The sequence below is a fragment of the Pseudomonas sp. YY-1 genome, assembly GCF_002843095.1.
GTDB classification, from domain to species: Bacteria; Pseudomonadota; Gammaproteobacteria; order Pseudomonadales; family Pseudomonadaceae; genus Aquipseudomonas; species Aquipseudomonas sediminis_A.
In genome coordinates, this window is record NZ_PJLX01000003.1 from 236,855 (window position 1) to 252,884 (window position 16,030).

The window sequence follows — 16,030 nt, forward strand, 5'->3', positions numbered from 1 at the left end:
ATCTATAAGGTTTCACGATTACCGGGGCGTAAGTGCTTGAGTCTCTGCGCCCCATAACGAAGAAGCCTGGGATCTCCAGGCTTCTTTTGCAGGCTTATTCGGCCTTGGGTTGCTCGCGCAGGCGAATGTGCAGCTCGCGCAGCGACTTGTTGTCGACGATACCCGGCGCCTGAGTCATGACACAGGCCGCGCTCTGGGTTTTCGGGAAGGCAATCACTTCGCGGATCGACTGTGCGCCAGTCATCAGCATCACCAGGCGATCCAGGCCGAAGGCCAGACCACCATGGGGCGGCGCGCCGTACTTGAGGGCATCGAGGAGGAAGCCGAACTTCTCCTGCTGCTCCTCTTCGCTGATGCCGAGCACGCGGAACACGGTCTGCTGCATGGCCTTGTCGTGGATACGGATCGAACCGCCACCCAACTCGGTGCCGTTGAGCACCATGTCATAGGCACGCGACAACGCGGCGGCCGGGTTGGCTTCCAGTTCCTCGGGGCTGCAGCTCGGCGAGGTGAACGGGTGGTGCATAGCGGTCAGGCTGCCGTCGTCGTTTTCCTCGAACATCGGGAAGTCGACGACCCACAGCGGCGCCCACTCACAGGTCAGCAGGTTCAGATCATGACCCAGCTTGATACGCAGCGCGCCCAGGGCCTCGCTGACGATCTTGGCCTTGTCGGCACCGAAGAACACGATATCGCCATCGACAGCGCCAACGCGATCGAGGATGACATTGATGTTGTCCAGCGGGATGTTCTTGACGATCGGCGACTGCAAACCGTCAACGCCAGCAGCACGCTCGTTGACCTTGATGTAGGCCAGGCCCTTGGCACCGTAGATGCCGACGAATTTGGTGTAGTCGTCGATCTGCTTGCGCGGCATGCTCGCCCCGCCCGGAACGCGCAGCGCAGTGACGCGGCATTTCGGGTCGTTGGCCGGGCCGGCGAAGACCTTGAATTCGACGTCCTTGAGCTGATCTTCCACATCCACCAGCTCCAGCGGAATGCGCAGGTCCGGTTTGTCCGAACCAAAGCGGCGCATGGCTTCGGCCAGGGTCATATGTGGCAGTTCGCCGAATTCGACGCCCAGCACTTCCTTGAACAGGTTGCGCACCATGGTCTCGGTGATGTCCATGATGTCTTTTTCATCGAGGAAGCTGGTCTCGATGTCGATCTGGGTGAATTCCGGCTGGCGGTCGGCACGCAGGTCTTCGTCGCGGAAGCACTTGGCGATCTGGTAGTAGCGATCGAAGCCCGCGACCATCAACAACTGCTTGAACAGCTGCGGCGACTGCGGCAGGGCGAAGAAACTGCCGGCGTGGGTGCGACTCGGTACCAGATAGTCGCGCGCACCTTCAGGAGTAGCGCGGGTCAGGATCGGCGTTTCGACGTCAAGGAAGCCGTTGTCGTCGAGGTAACGACGGATGCTCGAAGTGATGCGCGAGCGCAGCTTGAGCTTCTCGGCCATTTCCGGACGACGCAGATCGATGAAGCGATAGCGCAGGCGGGTTTCTTCACCGACGTCGGTGTATTCGTTGAGCGGGAACGGCGGGGTTTCCGCCTCGTTGAGCACTTCCAGCTCGTAGCCCAGCACTTCGATGGCACCGCTGGCCATGTTGGCGTTGCGCGCGCCTTCCGGACGCAGGCGTACCTTGCCGGTGATCTTGACTACATATTCGCTACGTACACGGTCGGCCTTGGCGAAGGTCTCGGCACGATCAGGATCGAATACCACCTGAGCCAGGCCTTCACGATCACGGATATCGAGGAAAATCACCCCGCCATGGTCACGGCGACGGTGTACCCAGCCGCAAAGGGTGATTTCCTGGCCATCCAGGCTCTCGTTCAACTGGCCGCAATAGTGGCTGCGCATCATGATCGTGTTTCGCTTCTCTGAGGTCTTGGATAGGTCAGGCAGCCCCCAACGCCCTGGGCAGGAGCTACACCGCAGCGAACGCCCAACCGCACGCCGCGCTTCGATAAAGAGCGGGATTATATAGCGTAAATCGTCATGACGCAGCCGCCCCGCAGACACCTTCCATAAATGAACAGCGCCGCCTACCCAGACACCGACCATGGACCAAGGCCGCAACGATCTGCCCCTGCGCTCTGCTGGAAAATTTCCGCCTTGAAACTGCCGAGCAGGTTCACCGCTGCGAGCAGCTACTGATTGAGCCCGAGCCAGCACGAAAGACCTGCAAACATTTGGCAACGCACAAGATTGACGCCCAGCCAGCGGCAAGCTTTATTGGCCCCAGCTGAACCGTCCGCTATCAATAGCCTCTAATCATCGCTTTCATTGATATAAGCCAAGATCACCCCCGACGCCCTGCGTGTTAAGCTCTCATCAACATTGCGGGATAGACACCCCGGGCTCACCTGAAAGGAGAAAAGCCATGGAAATCAATATCGGAATCGCCGAACAGGATCGCGCCGCCATCGCCGAAGGTCTCTCGCGCCTGCTGGCTGACACCTACACCCTGTATCTGAAGACCCATAACTTCCATTGGAACGTCACCGGTCCGATGTTCAACACCCTGCACCTGATGTTCGAAGGTCAGTACACCGAGCTGGCCCTCGCGGTTGACGCTATCGCCGAACGGATCCGGGCACTGGGCTTCCCGGCGCCGGGCACCTACGCCGCCTACGCCCGCCTATCCTCGATCAAGGAAGAGGAAGGCGTACCCAGCGCCGACGATATGATCAAGCAGTTGGTACAAGGCCAGGAGGCTGTCGTACGCACTGCCCGCGGCATTTTCCCGCTGCTGGATAAGGTCAGCGACGAGCCGACTGCCGACCTGCTGACCCAACGCATGCAGGTGCACGAGAAAACCGCGTGGATGCTGCGCAGCCTGCTCGCTGCTTGAGATGCTCAGAGGCCCGGTAATCCGGGCCTTTTCATTAGGCATGCAGCCCTGCCCTGATCTATGCTCTGGCAAATCGTCATTGAGTTTCCGACATTCATGAGTCAGCCAGCCAAACCGCCCAGCATCATCGATTTGTATCCGGAGGAAACCCGCGAGGCGGCCGAACTCCTGAAGCAAGCCGTGCCACTGATGATGCGTCACGACATCCCACCAAACCCGGTGCACTATGCACTGTGGTACACCTACAGCAGAGGCAGCGAACCCGAGCTCAACCGCCGCCTGGACAAGGTGGTCGAAGACTTCGACGTATTCCCGCCGGAAACCGCCAGCCGGCTGTTCCGCGACTACATTATCCGCGGCGAGCTGGAAGAAGCTCGCGCAGGCCAGCAGCAGGTAATCGAACTGGTCGATGACATCGAAGGCGACGTCTCACGCAGCGTGATCGGTGGCCAGCATTACCAGCAGAGCCTGAGCCATGGCCTGAGCGCACTGCAGGAGCCCATCATCGATGACCTACCCAGCGTGCTCAGCGAACTGCAGGAAAGCACCCAGCTGATGCAAGACCAGCAGGAAAAATTCCTCTATCGCCTGCGCGCCGCACAGCAAGAAATCACTCACCTGCGCAGCCAGCTGGAGCGCGCCCATCTTGCGGCAACGCTCGACAGCCTGACCCGCGTATTCAACCGCCATGCCTTTACCCGCTTACTGGAACGCGCACTGGACGAATCACAACAGGGCCTGGCCCTGGTGATTCTGGATATCGACCACTTCAAACAGTTCAACGACCAGTACGGCCACCCACTGGGTGATCGCGTACTGCAACACGTCGGACAATTATTGCGCGATCTGCTGCCACCGCAGGCCTTTGCCGCACGCTACGGTGGCGAAGAGTTCTGCGTGGTGCTGCGCAACTGCGCCAACCTCAATGAGGTTCTCAATTTCGCTGAGCAACTGCGCCACAAGATTCAGTCGCTGAGAATCAAGGTCAGGCGCACAGACCAGGTTCTGGACAGCATAACTGCGTCCTTCGGCTGCGCCATGGCCGCCGAAGGCGACACATTCGAATCGCTGCTCACCCGCGCCGATGACGCCCTCTATCAGGCCAAACGCGCCGGGCGCAATCAGGTTCACCCGATTACCAGCGAAACGATGCTAAGCGCTTGATTTGAGAAGCCCTCGGCTTTGCTGTTAAATAGCCCCGCGCGCCGCGTTACCATCCTGCGGCGCCACCAACTTTGTTTACAGGCGCGCCACGGCCGTTCAGCTGGCCGTTAGCAACGTGCGCTCTCTCCGTAGCACCGTGAGTCATCATTCGATCAGTGAGTTCATCAAAGATGTTGAAGATTGCCCATCTCGTGACAGGGTTCGCCGCCCTAATGCTGTCTGCCGTACCCGGTTTATCCACTTCCTTTCTTACCACGCCGGATGCCATCTATCTGGCCCTGACCGGCTTGCTCAACCTGCTGGCCGCATCGCAGCAACAGACTCTCCCCGCCACTCGCCAACAACTACTGGGGCTGTCCTCGGCTCTGTTGATATTGGCTGCCGTGGTACAGAGCTTGATCCTGCTTGCACCGCTGCCCAGCATCGGCAGCCAACCCGCCATCTGGCTACCGCTGCTGACCCTGGTTATCGCCGTGGCGCTGAGCCTTGCAGCACAACAGAGCAGGCAGCCGCGTAGCGCAGAGCAACGCCCGGCCGCACCACAAGCTAGCGCCAGCACCAGCGCTCCCCAGGATGATCGCGAGACCGGCACGGTCAAGTGGTTCAATACCTCCAAGGGCTTCGGCTTCATTTCCCGCGACTCGGGTGACGATATCTTCGTTCACTTTCGCGCCATTCGTGGCGAGGGCCACCGCGTCCTGGTCGAAGGCCAACGCGTGGAGTTCTCGGTCATGCAGCGCGACAAAGGTCTGCAGGCGGAAGACGTGATCGCAGCAACCCCTTCGCGGCGCTGAGCGGTACGCAAAGAAAAGCCCGGGAAACCGGGCTTTTTCATATCAATAGTGCGGTGGCGGGGCCTCATCCTGGTCAATACCCGCCTGGCCACTCAGCTCTTCCTGGCGTCGCGCCAGAACCGTCAACTGCAACTGCATCCGCTCGATGCGTTTGCTCTGCTCGACCAACTCATCGTTCAGCGCCTGAATGGTGTCATCCTGAAAAGCCAGGCGGCTCTCCAGCTCCATGATTCGTGATTCGAGGCTCATGCAAAGGCTCCGGCGAAGTGAAAGTCCTCAGCCAACACCGAGCGCAGCTTATCGACGACCTGACCCGCCTGCTGCTCACTGTAAGGCTGCGCCGGATGCCGCCCCCATACCGGAGCAGGCCAGGAAGCATCCTCAAGTCGACGCACGATCACATGCATATGTAACTGACTGACGACATTGCCAAGCGTGGCGACATTCATCTTGTCGGCCGCGAAGATGTCCTTCAGCGTTTCGGCCAGAAGCGTGGTTTCCTGCCACAGTTGTCGCTGATCATCAGCGTCTAGCTGAAACAACTCACTGACCTCCTCACGCCGAGGAACAAGGATGAACCAAGGGTAATTGGAGTCATTCATCAGCAGCAAACGACACAGGGGAAAGTCCCCGATCACCAGACAATCCTGCTGAAGGCGTGAATCCAGAGCGAACATGACGATCCTCCTTATTAATAGAGCGTAACCCCAGAGGGAGGGGAGCAATGGCGCGCAGCATACGCTGGCCCAGCCGAGAGTTCACCCGACGACCACGCACCAACCCAAGGCAGCTTGAACACATACGCACCGCAGGCGTGCACCATTTTGTTTCTTCCCGTAATGGACAGTGCCAAGCGTTACCGGTTAATGCGCAGGCAATGAGCTAACGGCACCTGCTGAAAGCCAACCGCAGGCCTCGACACCCCCTGACGAATCAGCACCAGAAGCAGCACCGGCGCTACCGCGAGCGCTGCCCTGCGCCTAAAAATCAGGGTTTTAGCAAGACAGGCAGGTTTTGAGCACGACTTTTGCTAACTGTGAAAGCAATGCCCGGCAAGCCGTGCAGTCGATCAATAACAGCGGTCCCAGGCACCTCAGAACCGCGGAAGCGTCGGCGCGACGAGACGCAAGTGCAGAACTATAGATTTGCGACATTTTTCTTCACGCGATGCGACACAAGCATGAACGAAGTCGTAACGAATAGACTGCAACTATCGCCAATATTGGCTGCGTGCTATAAGTTATCGCCGACACAAAAAGAAAGAGCTGTCCATATAACAAAACAGTGGGCAGCGCAACTCTTCTAAACCCAAGGAGCAATCACGATGCAAGTGATGAAGTGGAGCGTAATCGCCCTGGCAGTAGCCGCGGGCACCAGCCAAATGGCCGTGGCGTCGAGCCAGTCCGAGTCGAATGGCTTTATCGAAGACAGCAGCTTCAACATCTTCAACCGCGTTCTGTACATGAACCGCGACTTCCGTAACAGTCCGAACACTGCCGGTACCGGCGACAAAGGCTACCGTGAAGAAACCGGCCTGGGCATCCGCCTGCTGTACGAATCTGGCTTTACCCAAGGCACCGTAGGTGTTGGCTTCGACGCTCACTCCCTGAGCAGCATCAAGATCGACAGTGGTCGTGGTCGCTACGGCACTGGCCAGTTCGCTCAGACTGACGACGGTCGTGGCGATGACACCCAGAGCGAAGTTGGCGGCGCCATCAAGTTCCGTATCTCGGACACCGTACTCAAATACGGTAACCAGTTCGTTGCCAGCCCCGTATTCTCCACCGACGACAGCCGCATCCTGCCGGAAGTCGCTACCGGTACTTACCTGGTCAGCAACGAGATCGAAGGCCTGGAACTGAGTGCCGGTCGCTTCACCGCCATGAGCAGCCAGACCGGAACCAGCCGCGACGATATCAATGGTAAGGGCGAAGCTGGCCTGAAGTATGCCAATATCGTGGGCGCTTCCTACTCCTTCACCGACGACCTGAGCGCAGCTTTCCACGCATCCGATGTGGAAGATTACTGGAAAAAGTACTACGGCAACGTCAACTACAACTTGGCGCTGGCTGAAGAACAAGCTCTGAACTTCGACTTCAATATCTACAAGACCGACTACGACAAGCAGTACACCAACACTGCCAGCGACGAAGACAACACCATCTGGAGCCTTGCTGGTGCCTACTCGCTGGGCGCTCACACCTTCACCCTGGCTCACCAACGTGCGTCCGGCGACCGTGGTTACGACTACGGCGTAGACGGTGGCGGCACCATTTGGCTGGCCAACTCGGTTCAGTACTCCGACTTCAACCAGAAAGACGAGAAGTCCTGGCAAGCTCGCTACGACATCAACATGGCATCCTACGGCGTACCGGGCCTGAGCTTCATGACCCGTTACATCCGCGGTACTGCTGCTGATAGCTACACCGAGCGCGAGCTGGATATCGAAGCCAAGTACGTGATCCAGGAAGGTGCGGCCAAGGATCTGTCCTTCCGTATTCGTAACGCCTTCTACCGCGACAACGCTCAAGGCGACGTGAACGACTTCCGCCTGATCGTCGAATACCCGCTGAGCGTTCTGTAACTTCAGCGCTACTCGATAGCGGTATAAAAGAAACCCGGCCTAGGCCGGGTTTCTTTATTTATGCCTCGGCACTTTAAAGAGGCAAAGCATAAGTCCCCGTCACATGTGCTACCAATTCATTCTCATTATCAAGCGAATATAACGAGACTTCGCAAACTGCCTGGCGCCGGCTCAAGCGCAGTATTCGCGCCTCTGCCAACAAATCCACCGGTTTGGGTTTGACCAGAAAGTTGATATTGAGATTGGACGTCACTGCCATCTCCACGCGGCCGAGACGCCCCAGCACCACCGCATACATCGCCGCATCCCCCAGCGCCATGATGGTCGGTCCGGAAAGCGTGCCGCCCGGACGCACCAATTTGGCATGAAAAGGCACGCGTGCCAGCACACCCTCCTCGTCCAGCCGGTCGATCCGCAGATCGATATCCTCGGCCATCGGCAGCCCCATACGAATCAGGTTCTGAACCTCAAGTGCAGTCAATCCCACTCTTTACTCCTCCCGGCACGCGCAGCAGCACTTTCGCGCCTGCACCCGTCCTGTACGCCACTGTATAGGCACCGTACAATGCCGGCCTATTCCAAGCCCTCGCAACCGACAGAACGGCCAAACATGCGTACCAGTCAGTTCCTGCTCTCGACCCTGAAAGAAACCCCTTCCGATGCCGTGGTGATCAGCCACCAGCTGATGCTGCGTGCCGGCATGATCCGCAAGCTGGCCTCCGGCCTGTACACCTGGCTGCCGATGGGCCTGCGCGTACTGCGCAAGGTCGAGACCGTGGTGCGCGAAGAAATGAACGCAGCCGGCGCACTGGAAGTGCTGATGCCAGCCATTCAGCCTGCCGAACTGTGGCAGGAGTCCGGTCGTTGGGTGCAGTACGGTCCCGAGCTGCTGCGGGTAAAGGATCGTCATGATCGCGAGTTCTGCGTCGGCCCGACCCACGAAGAAGTGATCACCGATCTGGCCCGCAACGAGCTGAACAGCTACAAACAGCTGCCGATCAACATGTACCAGATCCAGACCAAGTTCCGTGACGAGATCCGTCCGCGCTTCGGCCTGATGCGTGGCCGCGAGTTCATCATGAAGGACGCCTACTCCTTCCATGCCGACCAGGCTTCCCTGCAGGAAACCTATGACCGCATGCACCAGGCCTACTGCAACGTATTCAGCCGCCTGGGCCTGAACTTCCGCCCGGTACAGGCCGATACCGGTTCCATCGGCGGCACCGGCTCGCACGAATTCCACGTACTGGCCGACTCCGGCGAAGACGACATCGCCTTCAGCAATGTCTCCGACTACGCCGCCAACATCGAGAAGGCCGAAGCCATCCCGCGTGAGACAGCGCGCGGCGCTGCGACCGAAGACATGCGCCTGGTCGACACGCCCGACACCAAGACCATCGACGCACTGGTTCAGGGTTTTAGCCTGGCCATAGAGAAGACCATCAAGACCCTGGTGGTGCACGCTGCCGAAGAAGGCAAGCTGATCGCCCTGATCGTCCGTGGTGACCACGAGCTGAACGAGATCAAGGCTGCCAACCTGGAGCTGGTTGCCAGCCCGCTGCAGATGGCCAATGAAGCAGAGATTCGTGCGGCCATCGGTGCAGGCCCTGGCTCGCTGGGCCCGGTCAACCTGCCGATCCCCTGCATCATCGATCGCAGCGTAGCGCTGATGAGCGATTTCGCGGCCGGTGCCAACATCGAAGACAAGCACTATTTCGGCGTCAACTGGGAGCGCGACCTGCCGCTGCCTGAAGTTGCCGACCTGCGCAATGTCGTCGCTGGTGACCCTAGCCCGGATGGCCAGGGCACCCTGGAAATCAAGCGCGGCATCGAAGTCGGTCACATCTTCCAGCTCGGCACCAAGTACAGCGAGGCCATGAACTGCCAGGTGCTCGGCGAGAACGGCAAGCCTGTAACCCTGACCATGGGCTGCTACGGCATCGGTGTATCCCGCGTCGTGGCTGCCGCCATCGAACAGAACTTCGACGAGCGCGGCATTCGCTGGAACGACGCACTGGCGCCCTTCCAGATCGCCCTGGTGCCGCTGCGCTATGAAACCGAGCAGGTTCGCGAAGCCACCGACAAGCTGTATGCCGAGCTGACTGCCGCCGGTTACGAAGTGCTGCTGGATGATCGCGACAAGAAAACCAGCCCCGGCATCAAGTTCGCCGACATGGAGCTGATCGGCATTCCGCACCGCGTGGTCGTCAGCGACCGTGGCCTGACCGAGGGTAACCTCGAGTACAAGAGCCGCGCCGAAACCGACGCGCAAGCGGTGCCGCTGGCCGACATTCTGTCCTTCCTGCAAGCCCGTATCAGCCGCTGATAACGCCTTACCGAGACATCATGCACACGAGCAACAACCTTCGCCTCATCGGCGCCGCCCTGTGCGGCGCCCTCTTTCTCAGCGGCTGCGCCAACCAGCTGCCGCAGCGTAGCGAGCATGAGGAGCGCGTCGAGCGCAAGCTGCTGGATCACCAACTGCAGATCGATGCCGGCGAACCCAAGGTACTGGAGCTACCGCAGCGCCGCGTGCGTGTGCATGACCAGAAGAGCTACGAGGTCACAGCTTTCGAAGTGACCCGTCGCTACGACCGCTACACGCCTTACCAGCCCTGGCGCGAGATCTATGAAGTGCCGATGGGGGCAGTCGCGGTGGTGGCCGGCGTGGGCGCCAATATACTCAACGTGGTGTTGCTCGGCAGCTTGCCGGAAACCGCGACCCGTGACTGGATCAGCTACGGCATGGCCGGCCTCAACCCATTCATGAACGTCGAGTCCAACGGCCGCGCGGAACAGAACCTGGCAAGTATCGATGAGCTGCAGCGCGACCGTCGCATGGAATACACCAACCTGCCCTGGTCCGAGCGTCCTGTACAGGTCAAGGCAGGTGACCAGCAGTTCGAGCTGCTCACCGACAGCAGCGGCGTGCTGCGCCTCAATCTGTTGGACAGCCCCTTCACCGAACAAGACATCACGCGCCTGAACACGCTGCAGCTAAGCGTCGAAGACCGCCTTGGTGACGATGTCGCACGCGCTGATACGACCCTCATGGTCAGTCATACCTTGCGCGGCAAGCTGCGTGAAGCGCATGACCTGATCTTCGACGACCTCGAGGGAGGCGATGTCGCCCAGTGGGTGCATCGGGTCAAGCGCCTTTCCGATCTGGGCCTGGAAGAGGAGGCTAGCGAGCTGGAGCAGAGCCTGATCGAACTTACCCGCAACGACCCTGAGCTGCAGGATGCCTTCCTCAAGGCTCTGCTCAAGGATGCAGGGCGTCTGGCTGCCGACCCAGCCAACTGATCGCATCAGGCCAATCCAGGTCCTCACCTAGACTCGGTGCGCACGGCGCATACAACCGGGCAGCGCTGCTCGCTATACCATCTGTAATGCATGCTTGCTACGCGGCGGCGGGAAGGCCGCGTCGAGCAGGGCCAGGTCATCCACACTCAAGGTTATCGAAGCTGCCGCTGCGTTATCGCGCAGGTGCGCGCTGCCGACAGCCTTGGGGATTGCAATCACGCCGTCCTGCCTGATCGTCCAGGCCAATGCCAGCTGAGCCGGCGTTACCTCATACCGTTGGGCCACCTCGAGCAATGTAGGCTCGTGCAGCAGTGCGCCAGCTTGGCTGAGCGGACAATAGGCCATCAGCGGCATAACGGCACGCTGTTGCCAGGGCATCAGGTCATACTCGATACCACGTGCCTCCAGGTTGTACAGCACCTGGTTGGCGCTGCATGCCGGCTGATCCAGCTCCAGCAGGTCATCCAGGTCGAAGTTGGAAACGCCCCAGGCGCCAATCTTGCCCTGCGCTCGCAGCCGCTCGAAACCTTCGACCGTCTCGGCAAGCGGATAGCGCCCACGCCAGTGCAGCAGGTAGAGGTCGATACGCTCGCATCCCAGACGCTTCAGGCTGCGCTCACAGGCGGCCTGAACACCCTGCAGACTGGCGTTGTGCGGGTAAACCTTGCTGACCAGGAACACCTCGTCACGACGACCGGCGATGGCCTCTCCCACCACCTGCTCGGCGCCACCCTCGCCATACATTTCGGCGGTGTCGATCAGACTCAAGCCCAGGTCCAGTCCTTCACGCAGCGCCGTCACCTCACGCGCGTGCTGGTGCCGATCTTCGCCCATGCGCCAGGTTCCCTGGCCTATCAATGGTACCTGCACGCCGGCCAAGTCAATTTTGCGCATCGATTTCTCCCGTACAGGTCGTTACCAGGTCGTACCCCTCATCGCGCCACTGAATGAAACACAAGCCGTGGCCAAAGGGATCGCTCAGCGTGACCAGCCGTCCCCAGTCATACTCATGAATGTCACCCTCCTGCCGAGCGCCAGCAGCGATTGCCCGCGCCAATGCAGAGTCAAGTTCATCGACCACCAGGTCCAAATGCAGCGGCATCCAGTGACGATCGTAATTGCGCCGCACGTGCGCCTCTGTGCACGCCTGGCTGGCAGCCGTCTTGTGCAGCAGATAGAGCGGCACGGCAGCGCCTAGCATCTCCACCACCGTTCCGTCGAACAACCTGCGCCCGACGCTCAAGCCAAGCGCCTGCTGGTAGAAGGCAACTGCCGCTGGCAGATCGGGAACATCGAGGTTGAGCAGCAGTTGCATGATCAGAGCGGCTTGAGCAACAGCAGCAAGGACACCGGCTGAACACTCTCGGGGTGCAGCGGCTCCTGCAGCCATTCGAGACGCCAGCCGGTTTCAGCGATCAGCGTCAGCCAGGATTGCAGAGTGCGGAAGAACCAAGGCATGGGCGCCTGAAAGCCCTCTCCGAAGCCAACGAAGTCCTCCACCCGCCAACCGTCCTGGTAAGGCTCGCCATGACTGGCACGCCAGGGGTGAAGGGTCTGGATCAGCAAGCTGCCGCCAGGTACAAGCAACTTGTGCAGACTGCGCAGAATCGGCTGCAGCGGCTCTTCGAGCAGGGCGAAGTTGCAGACCAACACCTCGAAACGTCCAAGTTGCTCGGCGTGTTCTTCGAGTTCGGCATAGCCGCAGACGCGATACTGACTGCGCCCGTCGCACGCAGCGCGAGCCGCCTCGATCAACGGCGCCGAAGCATCCACACCGACCGGCTCAATACCATGTTCGGCCAGCCCACGACACAGCCAACCTTCGCCGCAACCGATATCCAGCACACGTTTGGGTTGCAATGCCAGCACAGCCTGGATGATCGCAGCATCGGTGACCAGGCGGCGACTTTCGATGCGCTGTTCACGCACCGCGGCAGCCCAGGCATCGGCATTGGCCTGCCAGCTTTGCTGGAGCTGTTCTCGATGGTCGCGCTGCATACCGATACCCTGCATTTGTGGGTTGCAGCGAGTCTAGCAGGCCAGCCCATCATCCAGGTACAACCCTGGCCATGAGTGGAAACGGCCAGCCAGACGGCGCGCAAGGGTCTAAGCTGATAACAAGACAGACGAGACAACCGCAGCCCAGCCGGCCCAAGGTCAGCATCCGGCAAGAGGCAACCTCGCGGCTTTGAATGATGCTGACAGGCCAGGCCGGTGATTTATGGGCGCATCATGGCAACGTAATCCACAGCAACCTGACCTCACCTCCTCGGCGAGCACGCAGGGCAGGACGAAGTCGGCCACTGCTGCAAGGCATCACTGGCGCCTGACACTCTATCTGTTACTGGCCCTGCTGGTGCTCGCGGTTACCGCCCTGCTGGTGTTCGAGTCACGCAGCGCCCACTTTCAGTCACGCGAGCTCAGTCGCTATGCTGCTGACCTCACGTACAAGGTCGAACCAGGTCCCAGCGAGCGGATCATCTACCCGACCGATGGTCCCTTCGACAAACGCCAGGGCTATGCCTACCTGCCACTGATGCTGGAGCGCCTGCAACAGCGCGATTATCAGGTCACCGAGCAGTCGCGCTTCTCCGAACAACTGATGGCCTACAGCCGCCGCGGCCTATTCCCGCCCTTTACCGAGAAGAGCCAGAGTGGCCTGAGCATCAGCGATTGTCGTGGCACGCCGTTCTACGAATTTCGCTACCCGCAACAGGGTTATGCCGACTTCGCCAGCATCCCGCCGCTGGTGGTCAGCAGCCTGCTGTTCATCGAGAACCGTGAGCTGCTCGACCCCGCGCAACCGCTGGCCAACCCGGCGGTGGACTGGCCGCGCTTCGCCATGGCGGCGCTGTCGCAGCTTGGAAAAATGCTCGACGTGCAGGATCAGTCCGCCGGGGGCAGCACCCTGGCCACGCAACTGGAGAAGTACCGCCACTCCCCGGATGGGCTGACGCTGTCTGCCGGGGAAAAGTTGCGGCAGATGATTTCCGCCAGCGTGCGCGCCTATCAGCATGGCCCGGAGACGCTCGAAGCGCGTCAACGCATCGTCCGCGACTACCTCAATAGTGTGCCGCTGTCTGCAGCACCTGGTCATGGTGAGGTGAACGGCCTGGCTGACGGCCTGCGCATCTGGTACGGCGCCGACTTCGAGCGCAGTAACGCCCTGCTCGATCCGCGTCGCTCGCCCGACGCCAGCCTTGCCGAGCGCGGCTTGGCCCTGCGGCAGATGCTGTCATTGATGATCGCCCAACGCCGGCCCTCCTACTACCTCGCACAAGGGCGCCGTGACATGGAGGCGCTGACCGAAAGCCACATACGCCTGATCGCCAGCGGCGGCCTGGTCGATGCCGACCTGCGCGACGCCGCCCTCATACAGAAGCTGCAGTACCGCGACTGGCAGCAGGAGCCCAACCTTCGCGCCGTGGAGAGTGACAAAGGCATCAGCGTAGCGCGCTCGCGTCTGTCCAATCTGCTGGGCATGCCACTCTACGATCTCGATCGCCTCGACCTGTCCGCACGTAGCACCCTGCAGCGTGACCTGCAGCAGCAGACCAGCACCTACCTGCAGAACCTGGCCGATCCAGAGTTCGCCGGCAAGATCGGCCTGTTCGGCGAGCGCCTGCTGTCACCGGAGAAAACCGCGGAAGTGCGCTACAGCTTCACCCTGTTCGAACGCACCCCAACCGGCAGCCGGGTACGGGTGCAGACCGACAGCACCGACCAACCCTTCGACATCAACGAGGGCAGCAAGCTGGAGCTTGGCTCCACTGCCAAACTGCGCGTATTGGCCACCTATCTGGAGATCATCGCCGAGCTGCATCAGCGCCACGCGAACAAGAGCCCGGCCGAGTTGCGCCAAGTGGACATCGCCGAGCAGGACTACCTGAACCGCTGGGCCGTGGGCTACCTGCAAGCCAACCCGGGGGCGGGTCTGGCCAGCATGCTCGACGCCGCGCTGGAGCGGCGCTACTCCGCCAGCCCGAATGAGCGCTTCTTCACCGGCGGCGGATTGCACACCTTCGGCAACTTTCGCCGCGAGGACAATGGCCGCAACCCGACCCTGCGCGAGTCGCTGCGCGAATCGATCAACCTGCCGTTCGTGCGCCTGATGCGCGACCTGGTGCGCTACAGCACCTACCAGAGCAGCGCCGAACTGCTCAAGGACGACAAGGACCCGCGCCGCCAGGAATACCTGCAGCGTTTTGCCGACCAGGAAGGGCGCACGTTTCTGCTGCGGTTCTGGCGCAAGTATCAGGGCCAGGCAGAGCAGCAGCGCCTGGAGACCTTCATCAGCGGCCTGCGCCAGACTTCGGTGCGCCTCGGCGCCGTGCACCGCTACCTGTTGCCGCAGGCCGACGAGGAAACCTTCGCCGCGTTCCTGCGGGCGCATTTACCGCAGGAAAAGCTCACCGACCAACGTATCGCACGCCTGTACAAGGATTACGGCCCCGGCGCCTACAGTCTGCCGGATCAGGGCTATATCGCCCGCGTACATCCGCTGGAGCTGTGGTTGCTGGGTTACCTGATCGACAACCCGCAGGCGAGTTTCAGCGACGCCGTGGCAGCCAGCATCGACGAGCGCCAGGAAGTCTACGGCTGGTTGTTCCGCAGCCGGCACAAGAGCGCTCGTGATAGCCGCATCCGTATCATGCTGGAGGTCGAAGCCTTCTCCGATATCCACCGGCGCTGGAAGAACCTGGGTTATCCCTTCCAGCATCTGGTTCCCTCACTGGCCACCGCACTAGGCAGCTCCGGGGACCGGCCGGCGGCACTGGCCGAACTGATGGGCATCATTCAGAACGACGGTATCCGGCAGCCGGTGCTGCGCATCGACGAACTGCATTTCGCTGCCGGCACCCCTTATGAAACGCGGGTCGAACGCGAGCCCCATGGTGGCAAACGGGTGATGCAGTCCGAGGTCGCCGCAGCCTTGCGCAATGCCCTTTCCCAAGTCGTTGAGGGCGGTACAGCACGGCGTCTGCAAGGTACTTTCCAGTTACAGGACGGCCATAGCCTGACGCTGGGCGGCAAGACCGGCACCGGCGACAACCGTATCGAGAGCGTGGGTGCGGGCGGCCGGGTGATCAGCTCCAGGGCGATGAACCGCACGGCCACCTTCGTGTTCTTCCTCGGCCCACGGCACTACGGCACCCTCACCGCTTTCGTACCGGGGCGGGATGCCGAGCGTTTCACCTTCACCTCGGCGTTGCCGGTGCAGGTGCTCAAAGGCATGGCGCCGATCCTTGCGCCCTACCTCGAACCCGGCAGTTCCACCCTGTGTGATACGCCGATGAGCACAGCGCAGATCAGCCGGCGGTAAT

At 60.8% G+C, this 16,030-nt stretch carries 13 protein-coding genes and 2 pseudogenes; 8 read left to right on the forward strand and 7 right to left on the reverse strand.

Annotation, left to right across the window (positions count from 1 at the left end):
- Window positions 1–94 precede the first annotated feature (94 nt).
- Complete coding sequence (gene aspS, locus CXP40_RS06280) at window positions 95–1,870, reverse strand: aspartate--tRNA ligase (RefSeq protein ID WP_106733085.1); 1,776 nt, start codon at window positions 1,868–1,870, stop codon at window positions 95–97.
- 520 nt (window positions 1,871–2,390) lie between these two features.
- Here aspS and CXP40_RS06285 point away from each other — a divergent pair.
- From CXP40_RS06285 to CXP40_RS23810, 4 genes and pseudogenes are all read left to right on the forward strand, one after another.
- Window positions 2,391–2,861, forward strand: coding sequence for a Dps family protein (locus CXP40_RS06285; RefSeq protein WP_013714439.1), 471 nt, complete (start codon window positions 2,391–2,393; stop codon window positions 2,859–2,861).
- Between the two features lie 96 nt (window positions 2,862–2,957).
- On the forward strand, window positions 2,958–4,025 hold the full coding sequence (locus CXP40_RS06290; RefSeq protein WP_106733086.1) for a GGDEF domain-containing protein: 1,068 nt from the start codon (window positions 2,958–2,960) through the stop codon (window positions 4,023–4,025).
- A 212-nt stretch (window positions 4,026–4,237) separates the two neighbouring features.
- Window positions 4,238–4,456, forward strand: a pseudogene (locus CXP40_RS24110) (cold shock domain-containing protein membrane protein); the annotation flags it as partial.
- A gap of 144 nt (window positions 4,457–4,600) precedes the next feature.
- A pseudogene (locus tag CXP40_RS23810) lies at window positions 4,601–4,819 on the forward strand (cold-shock protein); the annotation flags it as partial.
- 42 nt (window positions 4,820–4,861) lie between these two features.
- Here the strand turns inward: CXP40_RS23810 and CXP40_RS06300 are convergent.
- Together CXP40_RS06300 and CXP40_RS06305 are read right to left on the reverse strand one after the other, a co-directional pair.
- On the reverse strand, window positions 4,862–5,068 hold the full coding sequence (locus tag CXP40_RS06300; protein ID WP_106733088.1) for a SlyX family protein: 207 nt from the start codon (window positions 5,066–5,068) through the stop codon (window positions 4,862–4,864).
- A complete protein-coding gene (locus tag CXP40_RS06305) occupies window positions 5,065–5,496 on the reverse strand; it encodes an HIT domain-containing protein (RefSeq protein ID WP_106733089.1) in 432 nt (143 codons plus the stop codon). Before CXP40_RS06305 ends, CXP40_RS06300 begins: the two co-directional genes overlap by 4 nt.
- Before the next feature lie 647 nt (window positions 5,497–6,143).
- On the opposite strand from CXP40_RS06305, the gene CXP40_RS06310 reads away from it, so the two are divergent.
- Window positions 6,144–7,403 (forward strand): OprD family porin, encoded by a 1,260-nt coding sequence (locus CXP40_RS06310; protein ID WP_106733090.1) that lies wholly within the window; start codon window positions 6,144–6,146, stop codon window positions 7,401–7,403.
- A 73-nt stretch (window positions 7,404–7,476) separates the two neighbouring features.
- Here CXP40_RS06310 and CXP40_RS06315 read toward each other — a convergent pair whose 3' ends face one another.
- A complete protein-coding gene (locus CXP40_RS06315) occupies window positions 7,477–7,884 on the reverse strand; it encodes a PaaI family thioesterase (RefSeq protein ID WP_106733163.1) in 408 nt (135 codons plus the stop codon).
- A gap of 129 nt (window positions 7,885–8,013) precedes the next feature.
- Here CXP40_RS06315 and CXP40_RS06320 point away from each other — a divergent pair, with 129 nt between their 5' ends.
- Both CXP40_RS06320 and CXP40_RS06325 read left to right on the forward strand, forming a co-directional pair.
- Window positions 8,014–9,729, forward strand: coding sequence for a proline--tRNA ligase (locus tag CXP40_RS06320; RefSeq protein ID WP_106733091.1), 1,716 nt, complete (start codon window positions 8,014–8,016; stop codon window positions 9,727–9,729).
- A 20-nt stretch (window positions 9,730–9,749) separates the two neighbouring features.
- Window positions 9,750–10,706 carry a hypothetical protein gene (locus CXP40_RS06325; RefSeq protein WP_099522212.1) on the forward strand — a complete coding sequence of 319 codons (957 nt, stop codon included), beginning with the start codon at window positions 9,750–9,752 and terminating at the stop codon, window positions 10,704–10,706.
- A gap of 72 nt (window positions 10,707–10,778) precedes the next feature.
- Here CXP40_RS06325 and CXP40_RS06330 read toward each other — a convergent pair whose 3' ends face one another.
- Genes CXP40_RS06330 through CXP40_RS06340 form a run of 3 tightly spaced genes read right to left on the reverse strand, consistent with a single transcriptional unit; the run spans window position 10,779 to window position 12,704 of the window.
- Window positions 10,779–11,600, reverse strand: coding sequence for an aldo/keto reductase (locus CXP40_RS06330; RefSeq protein ID WP_106733092.1), 822 nt, complete (start codon window positions 11,598–11,600; stop codon window positions 10,779–10,781).
- The gene (locus CXP40_RS06335; RefSeq protein WP_106733093.1) at window positions 11,587–12,021 is read right to left on the reverse strand and encodes a VOC family protein; all 435 of its coding nucleotides are present in this window, start codon (window positions 12,019–12,021) and stop codon (window positions 11,587–11,589) included. The genes CXP40_RS06330 and CXP40_RS06335 overlap by 14 nt, the downstream gene beginning before the upstream one ends.
- Before the next feature lie 2 nt (window positions 12,022–12,023).
- Window positions 12,024–12,704, reverse strand: coding sequence for a bifunctional 2-polyprenyl-6-hydroxyphenol methylase/3-demethylubiquinol 3-O-methyltransferase UbiG (locus tag CXP40_RS06340; RefSeq protein ID WP_106733164.1), 681 nt, complete (start codon window positions 12,702–12,704; stop codon window positions 12,024–12,026).
- Window positions 12,705–12,927: 223 nt separating this feature from the next.
- Here CXP40_RS06340 and CXP40_RS06345 point away from each other — a divergent pair, with 223 nt between their 5' ends.
- The gene (locus CXP40_RS06345) at window positions 12,928–16,029 is read left to right on the forward strand and encodes a transglycosylase domain-containing protein (RefSeq protein WP_106733094.1); all 3,102 of its coding nucleotides are present in this window, start codon (window positions 12,928–12,930) and stop codon (window positions 16,027–16,029) included.
- Window position 16,030: the final 1 nt, after the last annotated feature.

What these genes read in the sequence shown, in the direction of transcription:
- aspS (WP_106733085.1), bottom strand. Translation starts at nt 1,870, where the DNA reads ATGATGCGCAGCCACTATTGCGGCCAGTTGAACGAGAGCCTGGATGGC.
- CXP40_RS06285 (WP_013714439.1), top strand. Translation starts at nt 2,391, where the DNA reads ATGGAAATCAATATCGGAATCGCCGAACAGGATCGCGCCGCCATCGCC.
- CXP40_RS06290 (WP_106733086.1), top strand. Translation starts at nt 2,958, where the DNA reads ATGAGTCAGCCAGCCAAACCGCCCAGCATCATCGATTTGTATCCGGAG.
- CXP40_RS06300 (WP_106733088.1), bottom strand. Translation starts at nt 5,068, where the DNA reads ATGAGCCTCGAATCACGAATCATGGAGCTGGAGAGCCGCCTGGCTTTT.
- CXP40_RS06305 (WP_106733089.1), bottom strand. Translation starts at nt 5,496, where the DNA reads ATGTTCGCTCTGGATTCACGCCTTCAGCAGGATTGTCTGGTGATCGGG.
- CXP40_RS06310 (WP_106733090.1), top strand. Translation starts at nt 6,144, where the DNA reads ATGCAAGTGATGAAGTGGAGCGTAATCGCCCTGGCAGTAGCCGCGGGC.
- CXP40_RS06320 (WP_106733091.1), top strand. Translation starts at nt 8,014, where the DNA reads ATGCGTACCAGTCAGTTCCTGCTCTCGACCCTGAAAGAAACCCCTTCC.
- CXP40_RS06325 (WP_099522212.1), top strand. Translation starts at nt 9,750, where the DNA reads ATGCACACGAGCAACAACCTTCGCCTCATCGGCGCCGCCCTGTGCGGC.
- CXP40_RS06330 (WP_106733092.1), bottom strand. Translation starts at nt 11,600, where the DNA reads ATGCGCAAAATTGACTTGGCCGGCGTGCAGGTACCATTGATAGGCCAG.
- CXP40_RS06335 (WP_106733093.1), bottom strand. Translation starts at nt 12,021, where the DNA reads ATGCAACTGCTGCTCAACCTCGATGTTCCCGATCTGCCAGCGGCAGTT.
- CXP40_RS06340 (WP_106733164.1), bottom strand. Translation starts at nt 12,704, where the DNA reads ATGCAGCGCGACCATCGAGAACAGCTCCAGCAAAGCTGGCAGGCCAAT.
- CXP40_RS06345 (WP_106733094.1), top strand. Translation starts at nt 12,928, where the DNA reads ATGGGCGCATCATGGCAACGTAATCCACAGCAACCTGACCTCACCTCC.